General features: G+C 69.2%; 11 protein-coding genes and 2 pseudogenes. 7 read left to right on the forward strand and 6 right to left on the reverse strand.

Translation table 11 applies throughout. The features are described 5' to 3' along the window. Both ADK60_RS48015 and ADK60_RS07210 read left to right on the forward strand, forming a co-directional pair. A pseudogene (locus tag ADK60_RS48015) lies at positions 1–81 on the forward strand (transposase); the annotation flags it as partial. Positions 82–847: 766 nt separating this feature from the next. Then, positions 848–1,561, forward strand: a complete 714-nt coding sequence (locus ADK60_RS07210) for a hypothetical protein (protein ID WP_053644180.1) — start codon at positions 848–850, stop codon at positions 1,559–1,561. 1,216 nt (positions 1,562–2,777) lie between these two features. Here ADK60_RS07210 and ADK60_RS44580 read toward each other — a convergent pair. Together ADK60_RS44580 and ADK60_RS47515 are read right to left on the reverse strand one after the other, a co-directional pair. Beyond that, positions 2,778–3,077 carry a hypothetical protein gene (locus tag ADK60_RS44580; RefSeq protein ID WP_053644182.1) on the reverse strand — a complete coding sequence of 100 codons (300 nt, stop codon included), beginning with the start codon at positions 3,075–3,077 and terminating at the stop codon, positions 2,778–2,780. Between the two features lie 14 nt (positions 3,078–3,091). Further along, the gene (locus ADK60_RS47515) at positions 3,092–8,260 is read right to left on the reverse strand and encodes a DUF6531 domain-containing protein (RefSeq protein ID WP_159400336.1); all 5,169 of its coding nucleotides are present in this window, start codon (positions 8,258–8,260) and stop codon (positions 3,092–3,094) included. A gap of 2,101 nt (positions 8,261–10,361) precedes the next feature. Here ADK60_RS47515 and ADK60_RS07230 point away from each other — a divergent pair. Next, positions 10,362–11,144 carry a restriction endonuclease fold toxin-2 domain-containing protein gene (locus tag ADK60_RS07230; protein ID WP_053644188.1) on the forward strand — a complete coding sequence of 261 codons (783 nt, stop codon included), beginning with the start codon at positions 10,362–10,364 and terminating at the stop codon, positions 11,142–11,144. Positions 11,145–11,173: 29 nt separating this feature from the next. Further along, the gene (locus ADK60_RS07235; RefSeq protein ID WP_053644190.1) at positions 11,174–11,557 is read left to right on the forward strand and encodes a hypothetical protein; all 384 of its coding nucleotides are present in this window, start codon (positions 11,174–11,176) and stop codon (positions 11,555–11,557) included. Between the two features lie 594 nt (positions 11,558–12,151). Here ADK60_RS07235 and ADK60_RS44585 read toward each other — a convergent pair. Beyond that, positions 12,152–12,295 carry a hypothetical protein gene (locus ADK60_RS44585; RefSeq protein WP_159400337.1) on the reverse strand — a complete coding sequence of 48 codons (144 nt, stop codon included), beginning with the start codon at positions 12,293–12,295 and terminating at the stop codon, positions 12,152–12,154. A 581-nt stretch (positions 12,296–12,876) separates the two neighbouring features. On the opposite strand from ADK60_RS44585, the pseudogene ADK60_RS07250 reads away from it, so the two are divergent. Next, positions 12,877–14,333: pseudogene (locus ADK60_RS07250) on the forward strand (NF041680 family putative transposase). 99 nt (positions 14,334–14,432) lie between these two features. On the opposite strand, the gene ADK60_RS07255 reads toward ADK60_RS07250, so the two are convergent. The 3 genes from ADK60_RS07255 to ADK60_RS07260 all read right to left on the reverse strand — a co-directional run bounded on the left by ADK60_RS07255 (position 14,433) and on the right by ADK60_RS07260 (position 16,386). Continuing rightward, positions 14,433–15,212, reverse strand: a complete 780-nt coding sequence (locus ADK60_RS07255) for a hypothetical protein (protein WP_159400338.1) — start codon at positions 15,210–15,212, stop codon at positions 14,433–14,435. Then, positions 15,209–15,379 carry a hypothetical protein gene (locus ADK60_RS44590; RefSeq protein ID WP_159400339.1) on the reverse strand — a complete coding sequence of 57 codons (171 nt, stop codon included), beginning with the start codon at positions 15,377–15,379 and terminating at the stop codon, positions 15,209–15,211. The genes ADK60_RS07255 and ADK60_RS44590 overlap by 4 nt, the downstream gene beginning before the upstream one ends. Positions 15,380–15,732: 353 nt before the next feature. Beyond that, positions 15,733–16,386 (reverse strand): ankyrin repeat domain-containing protein, encoded by a 654-nt coding sequence (locus ADK60_RS07260; protein WP_053644198.1) that lies wholly within the window; start codon positions 16,384–16,386, stop codon positions 15,733–15,735. Positions 16,387–16,788: 402 nt separating this feature from the next. Here ADK60_RS07260 and ADK60_RS07265 point away from each other — a divergent pair, with 402 nt between their 5' ends. Both ADK60_RS07265 and ADK60_RS07270 read left to right on the forward strand, forming a co-directional pair. Further along, positions 16,789–17,460 (forward strand): DUF4279 domain-containing protein, encoded by a 672-nt coding sequence (locus ADK60_RS07265; protein ID WP_353651730.1) that lies wholly within the window; start codon positions 16,789–16,791, stop codon positions 17,458–17,460. 733 nt (positions 17,461–18,193) lie between these two features. Beyond that, the gene (locus ADK60_RS07270; protein WP_053644200.1) at positions 18,194–18,745 is read left to right on the forward strand and encodes a YciI family protein; all 552 of its coding nucleotides are present in this window, start codon (positions 18,194–18,196) and stop codon (positions 18,743–18,745) included. Positions 18,746–18,768: the final 23 nt, after the last annotated feature.

Consider the following 18,768-nt stretch of genomic DNA (forward strand, 5'->3'; position numbering starts at 1 on the left):
CGCCTGCAGTACCGGCCCGATACCCTCGACGGCTTCATAGCCGGCACCGGCCTGACCCTCGACACTCCAACCTCACCCTGACAAGCCGAAGTCAGTAACTGACTGCTCGTCGCTGTCCGACGTACGCACACAACTTCACGGCCGCCGGACCCACCCGGGTTCACTCGACCACCCATCGCCCGCCCCGGAGGTTGCCGGGTCGGCCCTCCGGCAGCCCGTGGGACGGAAGTCACATGGTCGGGACGGCAGCGGACGTCCTGGGACCGTCACCGGGTACGCGCACGTGATCCCGCGCTGAAGCACCGGCGTCGGCAGTTCGCCGACGCGAGCGCGTTCCTGGCCCGACCGGCCGTCATGGAGCAATCCAGCTGATGGTCCTGGACGACCTGGCCCGACCTGGAAGGCGCCCAGCGGCGGTGGCCCCGCCCGCCCCTCGGTACGAACGGGCGGGCGCGGACGACCGCCCGCCGCGACGCCCTGGCCTCCGGCAGCGGCCGAGCCGCCGTCGGCCCCGGCACCCACACCCCCGGCGAGGCCCTCGACCACCTCGGCGAGCGGCTCAGCGCCGCCGACGCCACCCACCTCCTCGACGACCTCACCGGCGACCTCGTTCGAGGCGCTGGGCGGGCTGCCACTCGCGCCTGGACGCCGCCGCCACCGCCGTCGCGGCCCTCCACCACGACAACACTGCCCCGCGCGAACAGGCACGCCGAACCGGCACCACCGTCGCCCTCCTCGACCCCGGATCCCGGCCGGGCCGAGCCGACGTCGACTTCCCGTTGTCGTAACGCCCGGGGAGGACGACATACGCTCTGGCTCGGAAGCACGGACCTATGGGGAGGACCAAATGGTGGACACCGGCCTGCTGCAGCAGTCGCTCGACGATCTTCTGTGCCGCATCCTGCCCGACCGGCCCCAGCCGTCGCTTCCGTGCAACGCCGGCGCGCAGGAACGCTACGAGCGCCTCGAGGCCACTCGTCTGCGCGTCGGCGAGACGCTGGCGGCAGACCCCGCCCTGACCGTCCACGCGGCCGGCGACGTGCTGCCACTGCTCACTCTGGACGACAATCACACCAGCCAGCTGGTCTTCCCCCTTGTCGCGGCCCTCGGGCGCCGACCGGTCCTGACCTTCCTCGTCGCCCATTCCAAGAGCGGCAGTTGGCGAACCCGTACCAACTCCTGCTCCGCCGCCTACTGGGTCAGTGTGTGGCGCTCCACCACCGGACGTGACGAGATCATCACCGCCACCCGCAACGGCGCGCTCACCGGGGAACAGGCCCGCGCCCTGCTGCAACAGGACGCCCGGCATCCGCACTGGCGCACCAGTGACCAGGTCGGCGACCTCTGGCCGAGCCTGTGGGCAGCGGCGGCCGACACCTTCGTCCACTGCCAGGACAACGAACTGCGCCAACGCCTCCAGACCGCCTTCCCTCTGAACGCGGGCCACTACCCGCCCGGCCACGGCCCGCTGCTGGACCGGGCCCGGACCATCGCCGAGGACATGCCCGATGTCTTCGACAGACTCCTGGCGAACAAGTCGGGCTACGGCATCCCGATCTGACTCGCCGACCGTTCCGGTGCGCTCGCGCACGGCAAAGACGGAGCCTGCGAGCGGGAGCACCGGGCTCCGCCGCCGGTGGCCGGTACTGCTGCCCGCCGCCCGCTCCCGTCCCTGCCTGAACGGACCTTGGCCGGCTGCCGGGCGCGGGCCGTGTCGGATGCGGAGGCTAGGCTGCGGGGCCGTGGATGCTGCTGATCTTGAGTCGGGCCAGGACCCTGTCCGGCTGTATCCCGCCTGCGCTGGTCGCCCGGCTCCTCGACTGCGGCGACGAACGGGAGGTGGAGTTGCAGGCCGGCCGGGGCGAGTGGTTCTGCGCACGGGCGTGGGCCCGGCTCCTTGGTGAGCGCGGCCAGCGGGAGAACGCGCTGGAGGTCCTCGCACCGTACGTCGGTACGGGCTGGTGGCCGGCTGCCCGGGCCCAGGCGGAGCTGTTGGAGAGCTGGGGGGCGGGCGCAGGATGCGATCGCGCTGACGCGCCCGCACGCGGCGACCGGGGGGCAGCCGCTGGAGTTCCTCGCGCGCCTCCTGGCCCGGCAGGGCCGCGCGGCCGAGGCTTTCGAGCTGCTGCGCACCGGGATCGAGGACCGGGCCCTGGCCACCACCCTGGTCGATGCCGCCGAGGCCGCGGGCCTGGACAAGGATGCTGCTCTGACCGGGCACGCCGCCCCTGCCACGGCAGGAACACCAGGCCGTCACCCGGCCGGACGACAGCCTCACCGCAGAGGTGAATCACCTACTGCGATCGAATACCGCACCTGCGCACGGCCTCCGCACGCGGATTGGCGACAACCGGGGCCGAAGCCCAGATCCCACGGCCCGCCGCCGCACGGCGCCCGGTCGCGGGGTCGGGCGCGTCTCCACCGCCAGCCGCGGATTCAACGGCGAAGAGCGGGGGGCAGTGGGTGCGCGCGGCGGGCGGTAGCGGGTGGTGGTCCCGACAGGCAGCTCGGGCGCCACGGTCCACGGCGGGCAGACGCTCGACCAGGTCCCCGGTCACAAGGCGGCTACTGCGGCGAGATCGTCACCCCGCCTCACCCGGGCAGCATCCAGCGGAACGACCGACGAGGTCCGGTTTACGCCCTGATCTGGAACACCACCGGCTCGCCCAGAGGGTCGGTTGTCGTTCGGCGCAACCGGAGGCGAAGCAGGTGCCTCCAAGCTTTACGAGAGGTCCAGTGTGGTGCCCGCGCAACGCGGGCACCACACTGGAGCGCTCTTATTCGTCGTCGCCCACGACGGCCGCCTTCAATTGTGAGGCGAGGCCTTCGGCGATTCCCATCACCTTGTCAGTGAATACTCCGGAGATATCAACCCTTCCGATCCTCCAGGAAAATGAGATGACTTCGCCGGAAATTACGTAGACTGGCTGGCGCCCGATATCACTCCAGTCGAAATAGCCATCCCGGAACAGTTCGGAATTGGAATCCGCCACCGCCTCCCACTCCCTCCTTTCGATGGGAAGTTGTTCGCTCTCCGGCCAGGATTCCGCACGCGTGATGTGGAAGTTGTAGCTCACTCCTCGCCCTTCTACTATCCCCTGGATGCGCCGAATACCAGCACCACACCCTTGGTTTGGGCATATTCGACCGCTCGGGTCATCTGCTCGATTTGCATTTCGGTCAGCGGAACGTTCGCGTTGGTGATGACGTAGACGACGCGATGCTTGATGTGGCTCGGGTCGACACCCCCATTGTAGGAGGGGCGCTGATCGCCGTTGTACCCTGCGGCGTCGTCGACAACACTCTTCAGGCGCGTCAAAAACGCACCTGGATTGTTGATGGTCTTGAGGCTGGTATCCATCGACTTGAGGCTGATGGCAATTCCACTGTCGGGTTCGAAGTGGTCCCAAGTGAGTGATCCGGGCCGGAGGTTGTCAAATCCCATCTTGTCTTCGAAGGCGAGCCCCTTGTCTCGCGAGGAAAGCTTCCAGAGGTTGTGCTCGACAATCTCGGTGACCTTGCCGAGATTTTGGACGTCAGGGCCGTTCTTCTTTGCAAGGGTGCGCCGCGCCCAGATGTCGAGGGCTCCGATGGCGACCTGGGCGGCGAGATTGTCGGCGTCTTTCTCGACCTCGTCCGCGACCTTGTTGCAGCCGAACTCACGGAGTTTTGCTGCGGCGACGTACATCGCGTAGGCGGGGCGGACGGGGAAGTACTTGTCAATGAAGGCGCCGACGCCGCCGTTGCGGCCGGTGACGGCGTTGAAGAGATCACCGACGGCTTCGAACGGCGCCTTGGCGCCCTGGCCGAGCCATTTGGCGATGTTTCCGGGGGTGATCTCGTCGTCGTCTTCGGGCGACAGGCCGCTGGGGTCGGTAAAGACGGTCGGTGCGCCGGCGGCGTAGGTGTAGGAGGAGACGGAGGCCGCGCCTGCGGGGGTGGTGAGGGGATCCTGGGCGCTGAAACGGCCGACGGACGGGTCGTACTCGCGAGCGCGGAGGTATTGCTTGCCGGGGAGGGCGGGGTCGTTGTACTGGCCGGTGAAGCCGAAGGGCGAGTTGGGGGCGCCGGTGGTGAGTGGGGTGGTGGTGGCGCGTCCGTAGGGGTCGTAGGCTGTGCGGCTCTGCGGGGTTCCGTTGGCGCTGGTGAGGTCGGTGACGGAGCCGAGCCAGTCGTGGTGTGCGTAGAAGGCGCCGACTGTTGTGTGCTGGGTCTGGGGGAGGCCGAGGGGGTCGTAGGTGTGGTCGCCGATCAGCCGGCCGGCATTGTCGGTCTCGGTGGCGATCTGCGGCAGGGGGTTGTTGATGTCCCAGGTGAGGTTACGGCCCGGGGTATCGGCGCCGGTGGAGGTGGCGCGGTTGCCGAAGGGGTCGTAGGTGAAGGTCTGGGTGCTCTTGCCGGTGGCGGTGGTGAGGCGGCCGGCCGCGTCGTAGGTGTAGGTGAGGGTGCCGGTGTCGGATATCGACTTGGCGGTGTCGCTCGCCCAGATCCGTTTGCCGGCGCTGGTGTAGATGGCGAGGTCGCCGTCGTCCTGGAGCGAGGCGCGGGCGCCGGGGTTGGTTCCTGTGTTGCTGGTCCAGAGTGTGGCGTGGTTGGCGTCCTGGACGACGAGATTGCCGTCGGCCTGGAGGGTCGCGGTGGCGCCGGGGTGTCCTGCGGTGTTGGAGGACCACAGGGGCTGGTTGGTGGTGATGGAGGAGAGGACGAGGTTGCCGTCGCTCTGCATGGCCAGGCGCACCGTGTTGGAGGTGATGGTGGCGCCGGAGGCGATGGGGGTTCCGGCGGTGAGGTTCTTGGTGCCGGTGGGTGTGGTGACGGTGGTGTTGTTGCCGTTGGCGTCGTAGCCGTAGGTGGTGGTGGCCGTTGGGGCGGTGGTCTTGGTGAGTTGGTCGGCGGCGTCGTAGGTGTAGGTGGTGGTGCCGGTGGGGTCGTTCTGGGTCAGTCGGTTGCCGACCTTGTCGTAGGTGTAGGTCAGGGCGCCGGCGGTGCAGCCGGTCGCGGTGGCGGACAGGGGGCAGCCGGACAGGAGGCGGCCCGCTTTGTCGTAGGTGTAGTTCTGGGTGCCCGCGGTCATCCCCGCGCGGGTCGTGTCGACCTTGGTGGGTTGGCCGGCGGCGTCGCGGGTGAGCTGCCAGGAGGAGAGCGTTGCGGCGCCCTTCGCGCTGACGGTGCTCTTGAGTCGGCCGGCGGCGTCGTAGGTGCGGGTCTCGGTGTGGCCGTTGCCCGTGGGCAGTACGGTGGTGGCCAGATGTCCTGCGGGGTCGTAGGTGTAGGTGGTGGTGGAGGCGTCGGTGGTCTGCGCTGTGCTGCGGCCGTCGCCGTCGTAGGTGTAGGTGGTGGTGCGGCCGTCGGGGTAGGTGCGGCCGGTGATGTTTCCGGTCGCGTCGTAGGTGTAGGCGAATCCGGTGTTCTCGTCCCCCTTGACGACGGAGACCAGGTGGCCGGCCGGGTCGTATGCGAGGCGGCGCACGTCGGTTCCGCTGCTGACGGAGACCAGCCGGTTCTCCGTGTCGTAGGCGGTCTCCACCGTCGGTGTGCCGTCGGAGAAGGTGGTCCGCATCGGCAGGCCGCGCGGGTCGTAGGTGGATTCCGTCGTGACGCCCCGCGCGTCGGTCGTCTTCGCGCGGCGGCCTTCCTCGTCGTACCAGGTGCGGGTGGTGCGACCGAGGGGGTCGGTGACGGTGCTGATGCGGTGGAGCTGGTCGTAGGTGTAGGTGGTGGCGCGGCCGTTGGCGTCGGTGCGTTTGGTGCGCTCGCCGGCCGTGTTCCAGGTGTTGGTGGTGACCGCTCCGGTCGGGTCGGTGACGGTGGTGACCCGGCCTGCGGCATCGTAGGCGGTGGTGGTGATCCGGCCGAGGGGGTCGGTGACGGAGGTCGGGCGGCCGAGCGGGTCGTAGCCGGTGGTGACGGTGTTGCCGAGCGGGTCCTTGACCGTGGTCGGGTTCCCGGCCGGGTCGTAGGTGAACGTGGTGGTGTAGGTGGCCGGGGTGGCGCCGGCGGCGTTGCCGCGGGGGTCGACGGTGCTGGTCGGCCTCTGGTCGAGGTCGTAGGCCCAGGTGGTCCGGTTGCCCTCGGGTGTCGTGCGGCCGGTCAGGTTGCTGTCGGCGTCGTAGCTGTTGCGTGTGGTCTTTCCGCGTGCGTCGGTGCGGCTGGTGGGGCGTCCGAGCGCGTCGTAGTCGATCGTGCTGGTCGCGTTGTTGGGATCGGTGGTGGTGACGACCTGGCCGGTGGCGTTGTAGGTCATCGAGGTCGTGTAGCCGCTCTGGGTGGTGACGCTGAGCGGCCGGTTCACGGCGTCGTAGGTCGTGCTGGAGCCGCCGCCGGCCTGGTTGCCCGTTCCGGTGGGATTGCCGTTGGCGTCGTAGCTGTAGATCCAGGTGTAGAAGCGTTCGAGCGGGTGCTCCGGAGAGGTGTTGCCGCGTGCGGTGACGGTCTTGACGTGCCGGTTGTTCTTGTCGTAGGCGAACGTGGTCTCGTTGCCGAGCGCGTCCTTGACAGAGGTCAGGTTGCCGGCCGGGTCGTAGGTACTGGTAGTGGTGGTGCCGCCGGCGTCGGTGACGCTGGTGCGGTTTCCGGCCGGGTCGTAGCCGTAGGCGGTGGTGGCGCCGAGAGGGTCCTTGACGGTGGTCAGGTTGCCCGTGTCGTCGTAGGTGTAGCCGGTGGTACCGACGACCGGTTCGGTGGTGGAGGTGAGGAGGCCGCCCGGGTCGTAGGTGTAGGTGGTGGTGAAGGTGGCGGCGGTGGCCCCGGGAGTGTTGCCGCGGGGGTCGGTCTTGGAGGTGACGCGGCCGGCCGTGTCGTAGCCGAACGTCGTCCTCTCCCCCATAGGCGTGGTGACCGAGGTCCGGTTGGCGCCGGTGTCGTAGCCGTAGGTGGTGGTTGCGCCGCGCGGGGTGGTGACGGTGGCGAGGGCGCCGAGCGGCGTGTAGGTCCTGGTGGTCCTCCCGCCGAGGGCGTCGGTCGTGGCCAGGAGCTGGTTGGCGGTGTTGTACGTGTAGGTGGTGGTGTTGTTCCGGCCGTCCTTGTGCGTGGCGACGTTGTTGTTGCCGTCGTAGGTCCAGGTCTCGGTGACGGAGACGGGGGCCGGGGCGGTGCTGGTGAGAACGTTGCCGTTGGCGTCGTGGGTGAACGTCGAGGTGTTGCCGTTGGGGTCGGTGACCGATGTGCGGTTGAACGACGTGTCGTACGTGTAGCGGGTGGTCTTCCCGTAGGGGTCGGACTGCCAGCTGACCACGCCGCCGTTGTAGGCCAGGGTCCAGATCCCGCCGTCGGGGTGCGTGACGTAGGTGGTGCTCTGTGCGTCGTCGTAGCCGAAGGTCGTCGTACCGCCCAGTGCGTCGATCTGTTGGGTGACGCGGCCGTTTCCGTCGTAGGTGTTGGTGGTGACGACATGGCCGAGCGGGTCGGTGACAGTGGTCAGCAGGCCGCTGTTGGCGTCGTAGCCGTAGGTGGTGGTCTTCCCCCGCAGGTCCGTGACGCCGGTGAGACGGTCACCGGTGTACTGGTAGGTGACCGTCCGTCCGCCGGGCAGGGCAACGGCGGTGAGGAGGGTACCCGTGTAGCCGAGGGTGACGGTGTGACCGGCGGCGTCCGTGATCCCCGTCAGCCTGCTGTCGGTGTAGGCCATGGACAGTCCGATGCCGGCTGCGTCGCGCATCGCGGTGAGCCGCCCGCCGGCGTCGAAGAGCAGTTGGCGCTGCTCGGGCGTCGTCAATCGGTAGCCGTCGGTGGTCTTCTGCAGCTTCGAGTGGACGTACGGCCGGGTGGGGTTGAGGGAACCGTCGGCCTGCACCGCGTAGTCGGTCTGCGAGCCGTCCTCGGCCCTGAAGCTCACCACGGACTGACCGACGGCGAGCGACGCCGAGTACGGGAAGGCCCAGCCCCGGCCGAGCACACCGGTGGCCTGCGAGGAGGAGGAGTAGCTGCGGGTCAGGTCGAACGACTGGCCCGGGGCGGGCACGGTGGCGTCGGTGATGGCCTCGCCGAACGCGCCCGTCGAGGTGTTGACCGGGTCGCCGCAGTACTTCACCAGGTTCAGCACGATGCCGGTACTGGCGGGCGAGCCGGGGCAGGCCAGCGACACGTTGGCCGGGACGCCCAGGATCGGTGCGGGCGACGCCGCTTCCGAGACGAGCCTGTCGGTGCTGCCGTCCGCGAAGTAGTACTGGACGGCCACGTAGTAGTTGACGTTGCGCTGGATGTTCGAGACCCACGAGCACCAGCTGTTGGACTCGTACTCACGCCACTGGTCGGCGCCCACCACGGCATTGTCGGACGCCCGGTAGAACACGAGGTAAACGTTGGCCCGACTGTCGGCCCGAAGCTCCGCCGGAGTGTTCGGGTTGAAATCCCAGGTTGCGCACCAGGAAAGCCCGGTGTTCCCGCTCTGGTAGTTGTCCGTGTAGTAATGAAGATTGGCGATGTAGGGGTGACCCGTCGGCCAGGCGGCCGCGGCCGCGGCCGCCGGCGGAGCCTGCGGGGCGGACTTCACGAGCGGCCGATCCCTACCGCTGGGCTCCAACGACCGGAGCTCGGCATCGCTCAGGCTCCGGAATCCCGGGGTACCGGGACCCGCAATGCGCCTCACCGCAGGAACAGGTGTTTCCCCCGTCGGCGCCGGCCTGTCCAGCTTCGACGCCTGCGCCCGCTTCTCCTCCATCGACAACGGCACAGGCGCAGGGGCCGCCTTCCACGGCGCACTGCGGTGCGCCGTCGCAGCCGCGCCGTCATCGGCGGGATGCGCCCAGGCCGGTGGACTGATGGAGAGTGACAGGAGAACCAATAAGAGTATGTGGACGGCTTGACTCCGTAGCCGGTTCCTTGCCATACCGTTGCCTTTCATGTCGGGGCGCCCAGGAATTGACGCCAGAGAGATCATCGTTGGCACACGATGACTGACAGGATCGAACCAAAGCTATTGGCTCGAACTGGTCAGCTACTGGCTCATGTCCGAAAGGAGGAAGCGCTCACGTCAGGCATCGGATCGGTAGAACACCCGATAAATCGACGTTGAATTGGAAGCACGCCGCTGGGGCGCTGCCGCACCTGGATCCGCGCCAGCACGTGCCCACGCCCGTCCGACGGAACAGCCCTGCCTCAACCGCCGTACGACCTGCCCCGGAACTCTGGCCATCGGATGGACCCGACGACTTGCTCGATCAACTCCGAACCCTGTGTGCGTCCTCGCCCACCCTGCCCCTTCCCCAACGTCTCCGCCCTTCCTCGGCTCGGCTCGCAGCCGACCTGACGCCTGGCGGCACTGATCCACACACAGGTCCCTGAAGGGAGGGACGCACCGACCGAGCCGCTCGTGAACCCTCGTCCCGACAGCCTGCAAAAGTGATCTACTGGCATCCGGTACGGCACCGACCAACGGAGGAGGGTCCGTGGAGGAACCGGAGTTCACGGTCCTGGTGACCGGCGCTTCCCCTCACGACTCGACTGCCCTCACGGCGGTCCACTCGGTCACCGGGCTGAGCCTGTGGCGCAGCCGGCAACTGTTGGACAGCGCGCCTACCGTGGTCCGGTCGGACATCCCGTTCGACATCGCCGCTCGCACGGGGCAGGGTCTGCGTCAGGCCGGCGTACCAGCCGTAGTCCGCTGCGGCTGGTGCCAGCGCACCATGACCGGCGACACGCCGGTCGATCCCGGCCCATGCGCATCGCCGTACTGGCCCACCGCCCACTGTCCGGCCAACTCCATGACCAGGTGCGATTGCGAGTTCTGCGCCGTCCACGGTCCCCTGCCTGGACACACCACTCACGACACCCCCTGAGCCAGTCCCGGCTCTGCCTCAACTTCTGGATGTTCCAGTACGAGAGGCCCGCACAGGAGACGGACGCCGTAATCGCCGACCTCGGACCGGTCATGCCGGTCCCGCAGGGCCTACCGTGGTTCCCTGCCGACGTGGAGAACCGCTCCGTTCGCCGGGTGGTGCCGCACCTCACCGGGAGAGCGCGACACAGCGCAGACCGAACCTTTCCGCCGCTGCCCGGCCGCCGCGACCAGAGCCGGCTCCGGTGGCCCACCGGTCGGGCAGGGCACCGGAAGCCGCTGCAAGGGCCGGCTCGAGCTCGGCCGCGACGAGGAGCGCCGGCCGACTGCCGACCTTCGGTGTCCCGAAAGGCCGGAGCCGGGTGCGGGCGGGCCGCGCCCGCGACGGCGGGATCGCGGTGATCGTCGCCCCGGGCCCGGTGTCCACCAGATCGTGGGAGCGAGACGATCCGAACGGAGGCCCGGCTCCCCGCCAGTAGGGCCCCAGCGGGCCAGGCGGCCTCCAGCCGTTCCCCGGCATCCCGTTCCGGCCGCTCTTCGCGTTCCCGGCGGCAGGAACAACAGCAGGCGCCCGGGCGGCGGGTCCATGGCCGCGGGCAGTAGGTCGGCGGCGGTCGAGGGCGCGGCGGAGCTCGCCGTGCTCGCGGAGGCGGCCGCCGTGGTCGACACTGCGGCGGCGGGCCTGATCCCGGTGGGAGCCGGAGCCCTCGCCGCGGCCACCACCGCCGCCGTGGTACTGGCCGGTGCGGGCGACGCCGCGGCGGCACCGGGCCCCAAGCCGCCGCCGTTCACCGTCACCGCAGGAATGCCGCCGCTGCCGCACGACCCGACCAGCCCCTTCCCGCTCCTGCCCCCGCAGGAACAGGCCGCGGTCCGGGCGTGGATGACGCAGATGCAGCAGGACGGCCGCACCTTCCAGGTCAACGGCCCCCACGCGCCCGCTCCCCCGGCGAAGGCCGATCCGAAGATCAACGCGAGGCCGGCCTACCAGGTCCGGGTAGCCGGGTCCACGGAGTACCGGCTCTACACCGGCGTGACGGATCCGGCGACCGGGCGCGAGCTGGGCATGGACGCCGACGGTGTCCGCCCCGAGGACGGGGCCGCGATCGACGCCAAGTACATCGGTCAGCAGAACAGCTGCAAGTCCCCGTTCCGCCTGGACAACGCCGACGGGGTCTTCGAGTTCGCGTACAAGAGCACCATGGAGGGAGAGTCGAAGAAGCTGGAGAAGTACGCATCGGCCCTGAACGACCCCCGGAACAAGGTCAACCACCTCGAACTCATCACGAACGACCCGAAAGCCTCCGCCTACTTCCAGTCCCTCATGACCGCCCAGGGCGTCACCGGCCGCATCCGTATCGAACCCTGACCCGCACCGTCGAGCGAAACGAGCACCCCGTGGGATCCAGCTTCAACATCAGCGCCGACCGCGAGAAGGCCGGGCCGTGGGCCTTCACCGGCGACCAGGTGGCGGACAGCGTCCGGCGTCACTGGCCCGACGCCACGGTGAGCGGCGCGTTCGAGAACTTCCTGGAGATCGTGGCGGACGTCGAAGCCGTGGAGTCCGCCCGGCCTGCGGAGCTGTCGTACAACCTGCGCCACGGCGTGTTCTCGTTCGAGGACCGGGGATCGCCCCTCGCACCCCTGACCGTCGTCTACCGGGTCCTCCACGACCTCGCCCCCACCGTGCCCGTCGTGTGGTGGATCGACTACGACGTCGACCTCCGACCCCTCGACCTCACCGGAGGCCTCGACGCGTTCATCGCCGGCTTCCCCGCCTGAGGCCTGCCTCCGGGGGCGTCCGCAGCCGGAGCAGGACGGCCGCGAGGTGGAGTGCGGCCCGGTGGGCGACGGCGAGTTCGTCGGTGCGCGCGACCGGGCCGCGCCACAGCTCCGGGCGGCCGGTGCACCGCTCGACCGCGTTCCGTTCCTTCGGGGCCCCGATACCGAAACCGGGGCGGGCGGCCTGCGCGTGAACGCGCCGAACCCGGTCGCGGATGCGGTCCACCGGTTAGCGGTACGACCGCGCGGAGGTGCGACGGCAGCGGCGACGGATTCGGACACTCGCTCAGGTCTCTTGCGCGACAGGTCAGTTGGGTCCACCAGTGTGCCATCGCGCCGAAGATCTGCAGGAAGCCCTCCAGGGCCTGCGGCAGGTCGAGGTGGAAGAGGTCACTCTGACGGATGAACCAGGCCAGGCCCTCGATGTGCGCCTCCTCCACGCTAATGCCGCCGATCTGCGCGGCCTCGTGGTCCTCGTCGAGGTGGAGCCGGTAGTAGTGGTCGAGGCTTGGTCAGCTGCGCGCCGCTGGTGCCGGTGGTCAGCTCGCCGTACCGGTCGGTGATGTCGCGCAGGATCTCGGTCTCGGCTGACGGTTACGCCCTCGGTGGTGTAGAGCCGCCGGCTATGAGGCCGGTCATGTGGCTGTTGACCAGGATCTGGTGCTGGAGGACCAGCTTGGCGATCTCGTCGACCGGGACGTGGCCGTTGACGAGCAGGCCGAGGTCGGCGAACTGCACGCGGGTGTAGAGGATGTAGTGGGCGGGGCCTTGCCGGGCTCGCCGCCCTCCTCCTGGAAGTTGTGCTACCGAGCCGCAGGCGTACCAGGGGTACAGGGCAAGATCGACCGCTGCCGCGCGGCGCTCGCCACCATCTCGGCCAGAAGGATCGCCGACGCCGGCTTCACTCTCGACCCGACCGACTGGCAGCAGAATCAGCGCGCCTGAGCCCTCAGCCAGTTCCCTGTCAAGTCCTTCTGTGCGGTGAAGCGGCGGTGAGAGGTGACGGGTGATCAACAACCAGACCGCAAACCGGACCATCCGGGCCAGCAACCACTGGATCAGCGCCGCGGCCGTCTCGGAGGGCCGTTCCGGCGAACCTCGCCCTCCCCTCTGGGCAATGAAGGAGCCCCTGGCGGGGTGGGGTCCATGCACTGGAAAGCGCCTGGCGTCCGCAGTGGCAGGGTCAGGTCTGAGCTTGGCGTTTATCCACGCACGTCACTCGACCTGCTGATCTGCGGTTCTTCCCGGGACAGCAGAGGCGGCCGTTCTCCACGCTTCGAGGTGTTGAGTCACGAAGCACAAGAGAACGGCCGCTGTGTATGAGTCTGCCTGCCGATGTGCCCGCTGGTGATGCATTGGGCGTCCTGTCCCGCTTTCGGGTCGAGTTCTACGAATGCCTTTACGCCCGCGCGGATGTGCTCTTCGAGCTCACGGACGCGGTGCTGTGTGCGGAGGGGCCGGTCAGGACGCTGGTCGAGCTGTCGTTGGCGGCCGAACACCGGCACGGGCACGGTGCGCTGTACCGGGGGCTGGACCGGGGCTGGGTCGAGCCCGCCCGACTGCGCAAGGTCCTGGCCGGCCTGCCGCTGCCGCGGGCGGCCGACGGGCGGATCGTGCTGGCAGTGGACGTGAGCAACTGGCTTCGCCCCGACGCCCCGACGCCCCGACAAGCGACGAGCGGCTGTTCTGCCATGTCTACGGACGCGGGGACCGCAGCCGGGACCAGTTCGTTCCGGGCTGGCCGTACTCCTTCGTCGCCGCGCTGGAATCCGGCCGCACCTCCTGGGTCGCGCTGCTGGATGCCGTGCGCCTGGGACCGGCCGACGACGCTACCGCCGTCACCGCCGTCCAACTGCGTGACATCGTCGGAAGGTTGATCCAGGCTGGACACTGGGAGCCGGGCAACCCGGAGATCCTGATCGTGATGGACTCCGGCTACGACGTCACCTACCTCTCCCACGCCCTGGCCGACCTGCCGGTGGTTCTGCTCGGACGCCTGCGCTCGGACCGGGTCATGCTCCGCGACCCTGGCCCCGACCGCCGCGGGCCGAAGGGCGGGCGACCCCGTCGACACGGCGGAGTCCTCACCTTCGCCAAACCCGACACCTGGCACACCCCCGACACGGCCACGGCCACCGACACCACCCGCTACGGCACCGCCGAGGCGACGGCCTGGGACCGGATGCACCCTCGGCTCACCCACCGCGGCCCCTGGCTGGACCACGCCGAGGAGGAACTACCTATCCTGCATGGCACGTTGATCCGGCTCAAGGTCGAGCGTCTGCCGGGCGACCGGGACCCGAAACCGGTCTGGCTGTGGTGCTCGGCCACCACAGCCACCGGCACGGACGTGGACCTGTGGTGGCAGTCCTTCCTCCGCCGATTCGACCTGGAGCACACCTTCCGGCTGATGAAGCAGACCCTCGGCTGGACCGCCCCGAAGATCCGCCACGCCGACACCGCCGATCTGTGGACCTGGCTGATCATCGCCGCCCACACCCAGATCCGCCTCGCCCGACCCCTGGCCGAAGACGTACGCCGCCCCTGGGAGCGACCGGCGACCGAACCCCGCCGTCTCACCCCCGCCCGCGTCCGCCGGGGGTTTCGCAACATCCGCGCGACAGCGGCCCGTCCGGCAGCCGCACCAAAACCGTCCCGGCCAGGCCCGGGACGGCCTCCCGGCTCGAAGAACAAGCAACGGGCCCCACACCACAACGTCGGCAAGACGGCCAAACGAGCAGACTCGATCAAGGAACATCAAGGCCGACGAGGATAAACGCCAAGCTCAGACATCGCTCCAGGAGGTCCGCTTGTTTGTGTCCGCCGCCGGCACGTGGCGGCGGACGCCGATCCTCTCGTGCACCCCCAGCATGTTTCAGGAGGCTGCGGCAGCCTTCTGGATACGAGGGACGAAGAGCTGGGCCAAGGAGTGGACGGTGGCCGGGTCCAGGGAGCTGCCTCCCCCATCCTCCAGCCTTACCTCGGCGATGACCGTGCCCAGGCACATGATGAGGTCGAGGCCGTCCAAACCACCGGCGTTGCGGTAGTACGCGTGCCCCTCGACGCCGGGGACCGGCGCCACCTCCGCCTTGGCGTATTTGGCCGACCAGTCCTTCTCCTTGCTGCACGCAGCCTCGGCGGCCTTCTTGTCGGCGTAGGCCTGGATGTCGAAGTAGGCGTTCTCGCCGGCCGCCTCGAACTTCACCGAGCCGTTCGCGATGCGGGTGCAGTCCCAATGCGTGTCCGGACCGCACTCCGCCGCGGACTTGGGTTGTTCCTCGATGTTCGCGCGGCCGGTCTTCGGTTTCCAGCCCTTCATCGCCCCCGGGTCGGGGAGCGCCTGCCGGATCCGGTCCTCGGTGTTGAACGCGGTGTCGAAGTCCGCCTTGCCGCCCTTCGGCTTGCCCGAACCCGCACCCGTGCCTGCATTCGCGCCTGATGCCGACTTGTCGCCGGCCGGCGGCTTCTCACCAATCGGATCGGAGCCGCCGCCACCACAGGCGGCGGCGAAGGCCGCCAGCGCCATCAGAACCGCCACCCTCGAACCAATGCCGGACCTCAACTGCATTGCCCGTTCCCCCTGGCTCATCGGACCAACCCCATCAGGCTGTCGCATCGTCAGATGATCATGGCAGTCGACTCCGATGATGATCAAACGGAGCCCATCGTCAGCAGGCGGCTGGAGATCGTCGCCATGCCCTGCCCGGCGGTCCCGATCGCCTTGACCACGCTCCTGGCCACGGGCTCGTACTTCCGCGCGAAGCCGTGGGCGACCGAGTCGTCGCCCGTCATCCCGACCGTGGACGCCAGATCTCCGGCCACGCCGGAGGCGATCGGCAGCCGGAGTCCTTCGACCCCATGAACTTCATCGACGCCCGGAACACCACGTCGGGATCGACTACGAAGCCCGTCCTCGAACCCGCGTCAGCCACTCCCCCACCTCCCCAGAGCCCGTCCAGCCTGCGCCGCACACACACCCCGGCCCACGTACGACCGTCGAGGGAAGACTGTCAGCCTCACCGGGCGATGGTGAAGAGTGACCTTCGAGCAGTCACCAACCGGTCATCAATCACTGCCCCCGGTCCCCCGTCGAATGTCCGTGGCCCTCGGTTCATAGTGGGCGCGGCCGCCGGGACCGAACGCGCCGATCTCCCGCGTCCGGGGCGTGGGGTCCACTACCAGCCGGACTCGACCAGCACGCAGCCGTCGGGGGTGACGTGGTGCGTGCGGCCGGAGTAACCGACGACCCGGCAGTGGCTGCCGACCGCGAGACGGGCCGTGCCCCGCTCCTGCTCGAGCCGGACGCTGAAGCCCCCGTACATGCCGGGCACCGTGAACCACAGCGCAGGGTCGGGCAGCTCGGTCAGCACACAGACCTGTGGGAGCACCAGAGTCACCGTGACATTGAAGTACTCGGTGCGGACCCGGATCAGGGCGTGCAGGAAGTGCTCCATCGCCCTCAGATCGACTTCCGGCACCGGGTGCAGCGGCACCGGGTGCAGAATCGGCACCAGAGCCTCACGTCCGAGGCGGGTGGCGAGGTCGACGGGGCGCTCGCCGTCGGCGGAGCGCAGCGTGCGCCAGGCGCCGGCCGCCAGCAATCGCTCGACCACCTCCGTCGGGGCGCTGTGCCAGGCGGCCTGGTGCAGCGGCGCCCAGCCGCTACGGCCGGCGACCCGCCAGGTGTTGATCAGGCCCGCCGACTTTTCCACCGCCGCCAGGACCTGCGCCCAGTCGCCCCGGTGCGCGGCGTCCGCCAGCCCGTCGCGCTCCGCCTGGTGTTCGTCGTGGTAGACGCCGCGGTCCCCCACGCCGTGCCACTCGGCCATGTCCCATCCCCGTCCGCTTCCCTGCCGTGCATCGTAGCCGTGGCGTTCGACGTAGAACCTGGCGATCGGGCAGCAGTTGATGGCTGTCACCGTGTGGACCCGGCCTGCGGCCACGAACGCCGGCGCCGTGGTCAGAGTGCGATCGTCGCTCGTCAGTCGCTGTCCCCCACCCAGTCCCACCGTTGCGCGGCGGTGCGGGGCCCGGGCCGCGACGCCGTCGCACAGCGCTTGAGCACCCGTGCCGGCCTGCCCGTCCCTGCTGGAGAAGAGCATCCACCCGCACGTCCTGCGGAACAGTTGCGCGATATCGCTGTTGCAGGCCGCAGTGGGCACCGCGGTCATCACGCGCTCTGGATCGGCCACGTGGGCGTCCGCTCACCCGCCGCCTACGTCCACGCCGACATGTCCATCAAGGAGAAGGCCCTGGCACTCACGACGCCAGTGACCGCCCTACCGGGCCGCTACCGCCCCCACCGCCAGGGGCCTGGCGTTCCTCGACCGTCTGTGACGGTCATCCAGAAACTCGTACTCGAGCCGATCGCCGAGCCCCGGACCGGGCCGACGCCCTATTCTTCCTGCGTGCCCGTCGATCAGTACGTCTACTTCGCGTTGTCCAGCCACGTCACCACCGCAGCGGAAATGACCGCAGTCCTCGGGCTGGAACCCGACGAAACGGTCGTCCGCGGCAGCCGCATCCCCGAGCCCAAGGCGATCCCGGTCCTGCACCGTTGGAAGATCGTCTGCCGTGAACCGGGGCTGTCTGTCGACGAGCAGATCGCCCGCGTGCTCGAACGACTCGCTCCGCACGCCGCGGGCATCGCCGCTGTCGCTCGGCGCCTGGATGCCGAGGATCCCCGGGGTCCGAGCGCTGTCCTTGAGATTGTGCGCTATTTCAACGACGAAACCGGTCCACGGGGCCACGTCCTCGGGGACGCCACGGCCGAGGCCCCGGACCTGTTCGGATGGCATCTTGGCCGCGACATCCTCGACTTTCTCCACCTCACCGGGGCCGTCCTCGATGTCGATGAGTACGACCTGACCCAGGACTGTGCCGATGACGGATCCGGATCCTGAGCGTCAGTGGCTGTTGTCGTGCCGATCTTGAAAAGTGGTTGAACGGAAGTCCTGACCGGGTGAGCCAGCCTGTGCGCCGTGGACCGTACTCCCGAGCCCCTGGCCTGCCCCGACTGCGGGCAACCGCTGAGGAGCCTGGGCCTGGTTCTGTCGGTCCGTGACGAGGATCAGCAGCGCGTGTGCCGGCATGCCTGGAAGTGTCCGGAGGGTCACATCTGGTGGCACTGGGCGGACCGGCTTGCAGAGCCCCTGGTTCCCTGTCCCCATCCCCAGCTCTTCCGGCGGTGAGTACTGCCCGCTGGCCCCTGCCCGCGACCTTGGACTCACGAACTCAGTGGCCGGTCGGTCAGATCTTGAGGGGCCGGTCGCACGGAAATGCCGAGCCGGTCTCGTCCATCTGTCCGGTCGCCGTGTTGCCGCGGACAACACCAACCCCTCCGTCAATTCGGCTCACCTCCGGCCCAGAGGCACGGAAGGGGATTGGTTCTCCGGCTGACGCCGGAGTGCCTGGTCCTTCTGTTCTGCTGGTGGGAAGTTCCGCGTCGACCGCCTGCTTGACGAAGCCCTCACCGACGAAGCCGACCCACGCCGCCTGTCCCTCGTCCTCGGCATCGACGAGTGACCGCTATCCACTACGCGGACTCGGCGCGTGTGCGTCCGGGTGAGACTGCCGAGCGCCCGGCGCAGTGAAACCCACTCGACCGGGTCACCTCCCTGACGGGACCATGGGGGCATGGAGTTCCTCTGCTACCACCGCGACCGGCCCGGTTCCCTGCCGCTGCGCGACGAGCTGCTGGAAGAGCACTGGTCCTACATGGACCAGTACGCGAGGGAGATGATCGCCCGGGGGCCGACCCTCACCGACGACGGCGACACACCCACAGGCAGCGTGCACATCCTCGACCTGCCCGATCCCGCCGCTGCCCGCGCGTTCGCCTTCGAGGAGCCGGGTTACCAGGCCGGCGTCTACCGGGACGTGCTGCTGCGGCGGTGGCGCAACATGCTGGGGCGCACCATGTGGGACTTCCCCGGTGGCCGCACCGGTGGCAACCGGTACCTGGTGCTCGGCCTCGGCAGGGGGCAGGTCGCCGACCTCGCAGTCCCGGCCGACCGGGACGAGCTGATCGCCTACGGGCCGCTGCTGTCCGACGACGGTGCCACCTGGCTCGGCACGGCGGTGTTGCTCCGGGCACCGGACCCGGAGACGGCCCGCGCCGTGCTGACTCCGGACCGGTACGCCGACATCGAGGTGCACAACTGGCAGTTCGGTGGGCGGCCGTCATAGCCCGACGCCGTCCGGCCGATGTC

The organism is Streptomyces sp. XY431 (assembly GCF_001279805.1).
Taxonomy (GTDB): domain Bacteria; phylum Actinomycetota; class Actinomycetes; order Streptomycetales; family Streptomycetaceae; genus Kitasatospora; species Kitasatospora purpeofusca.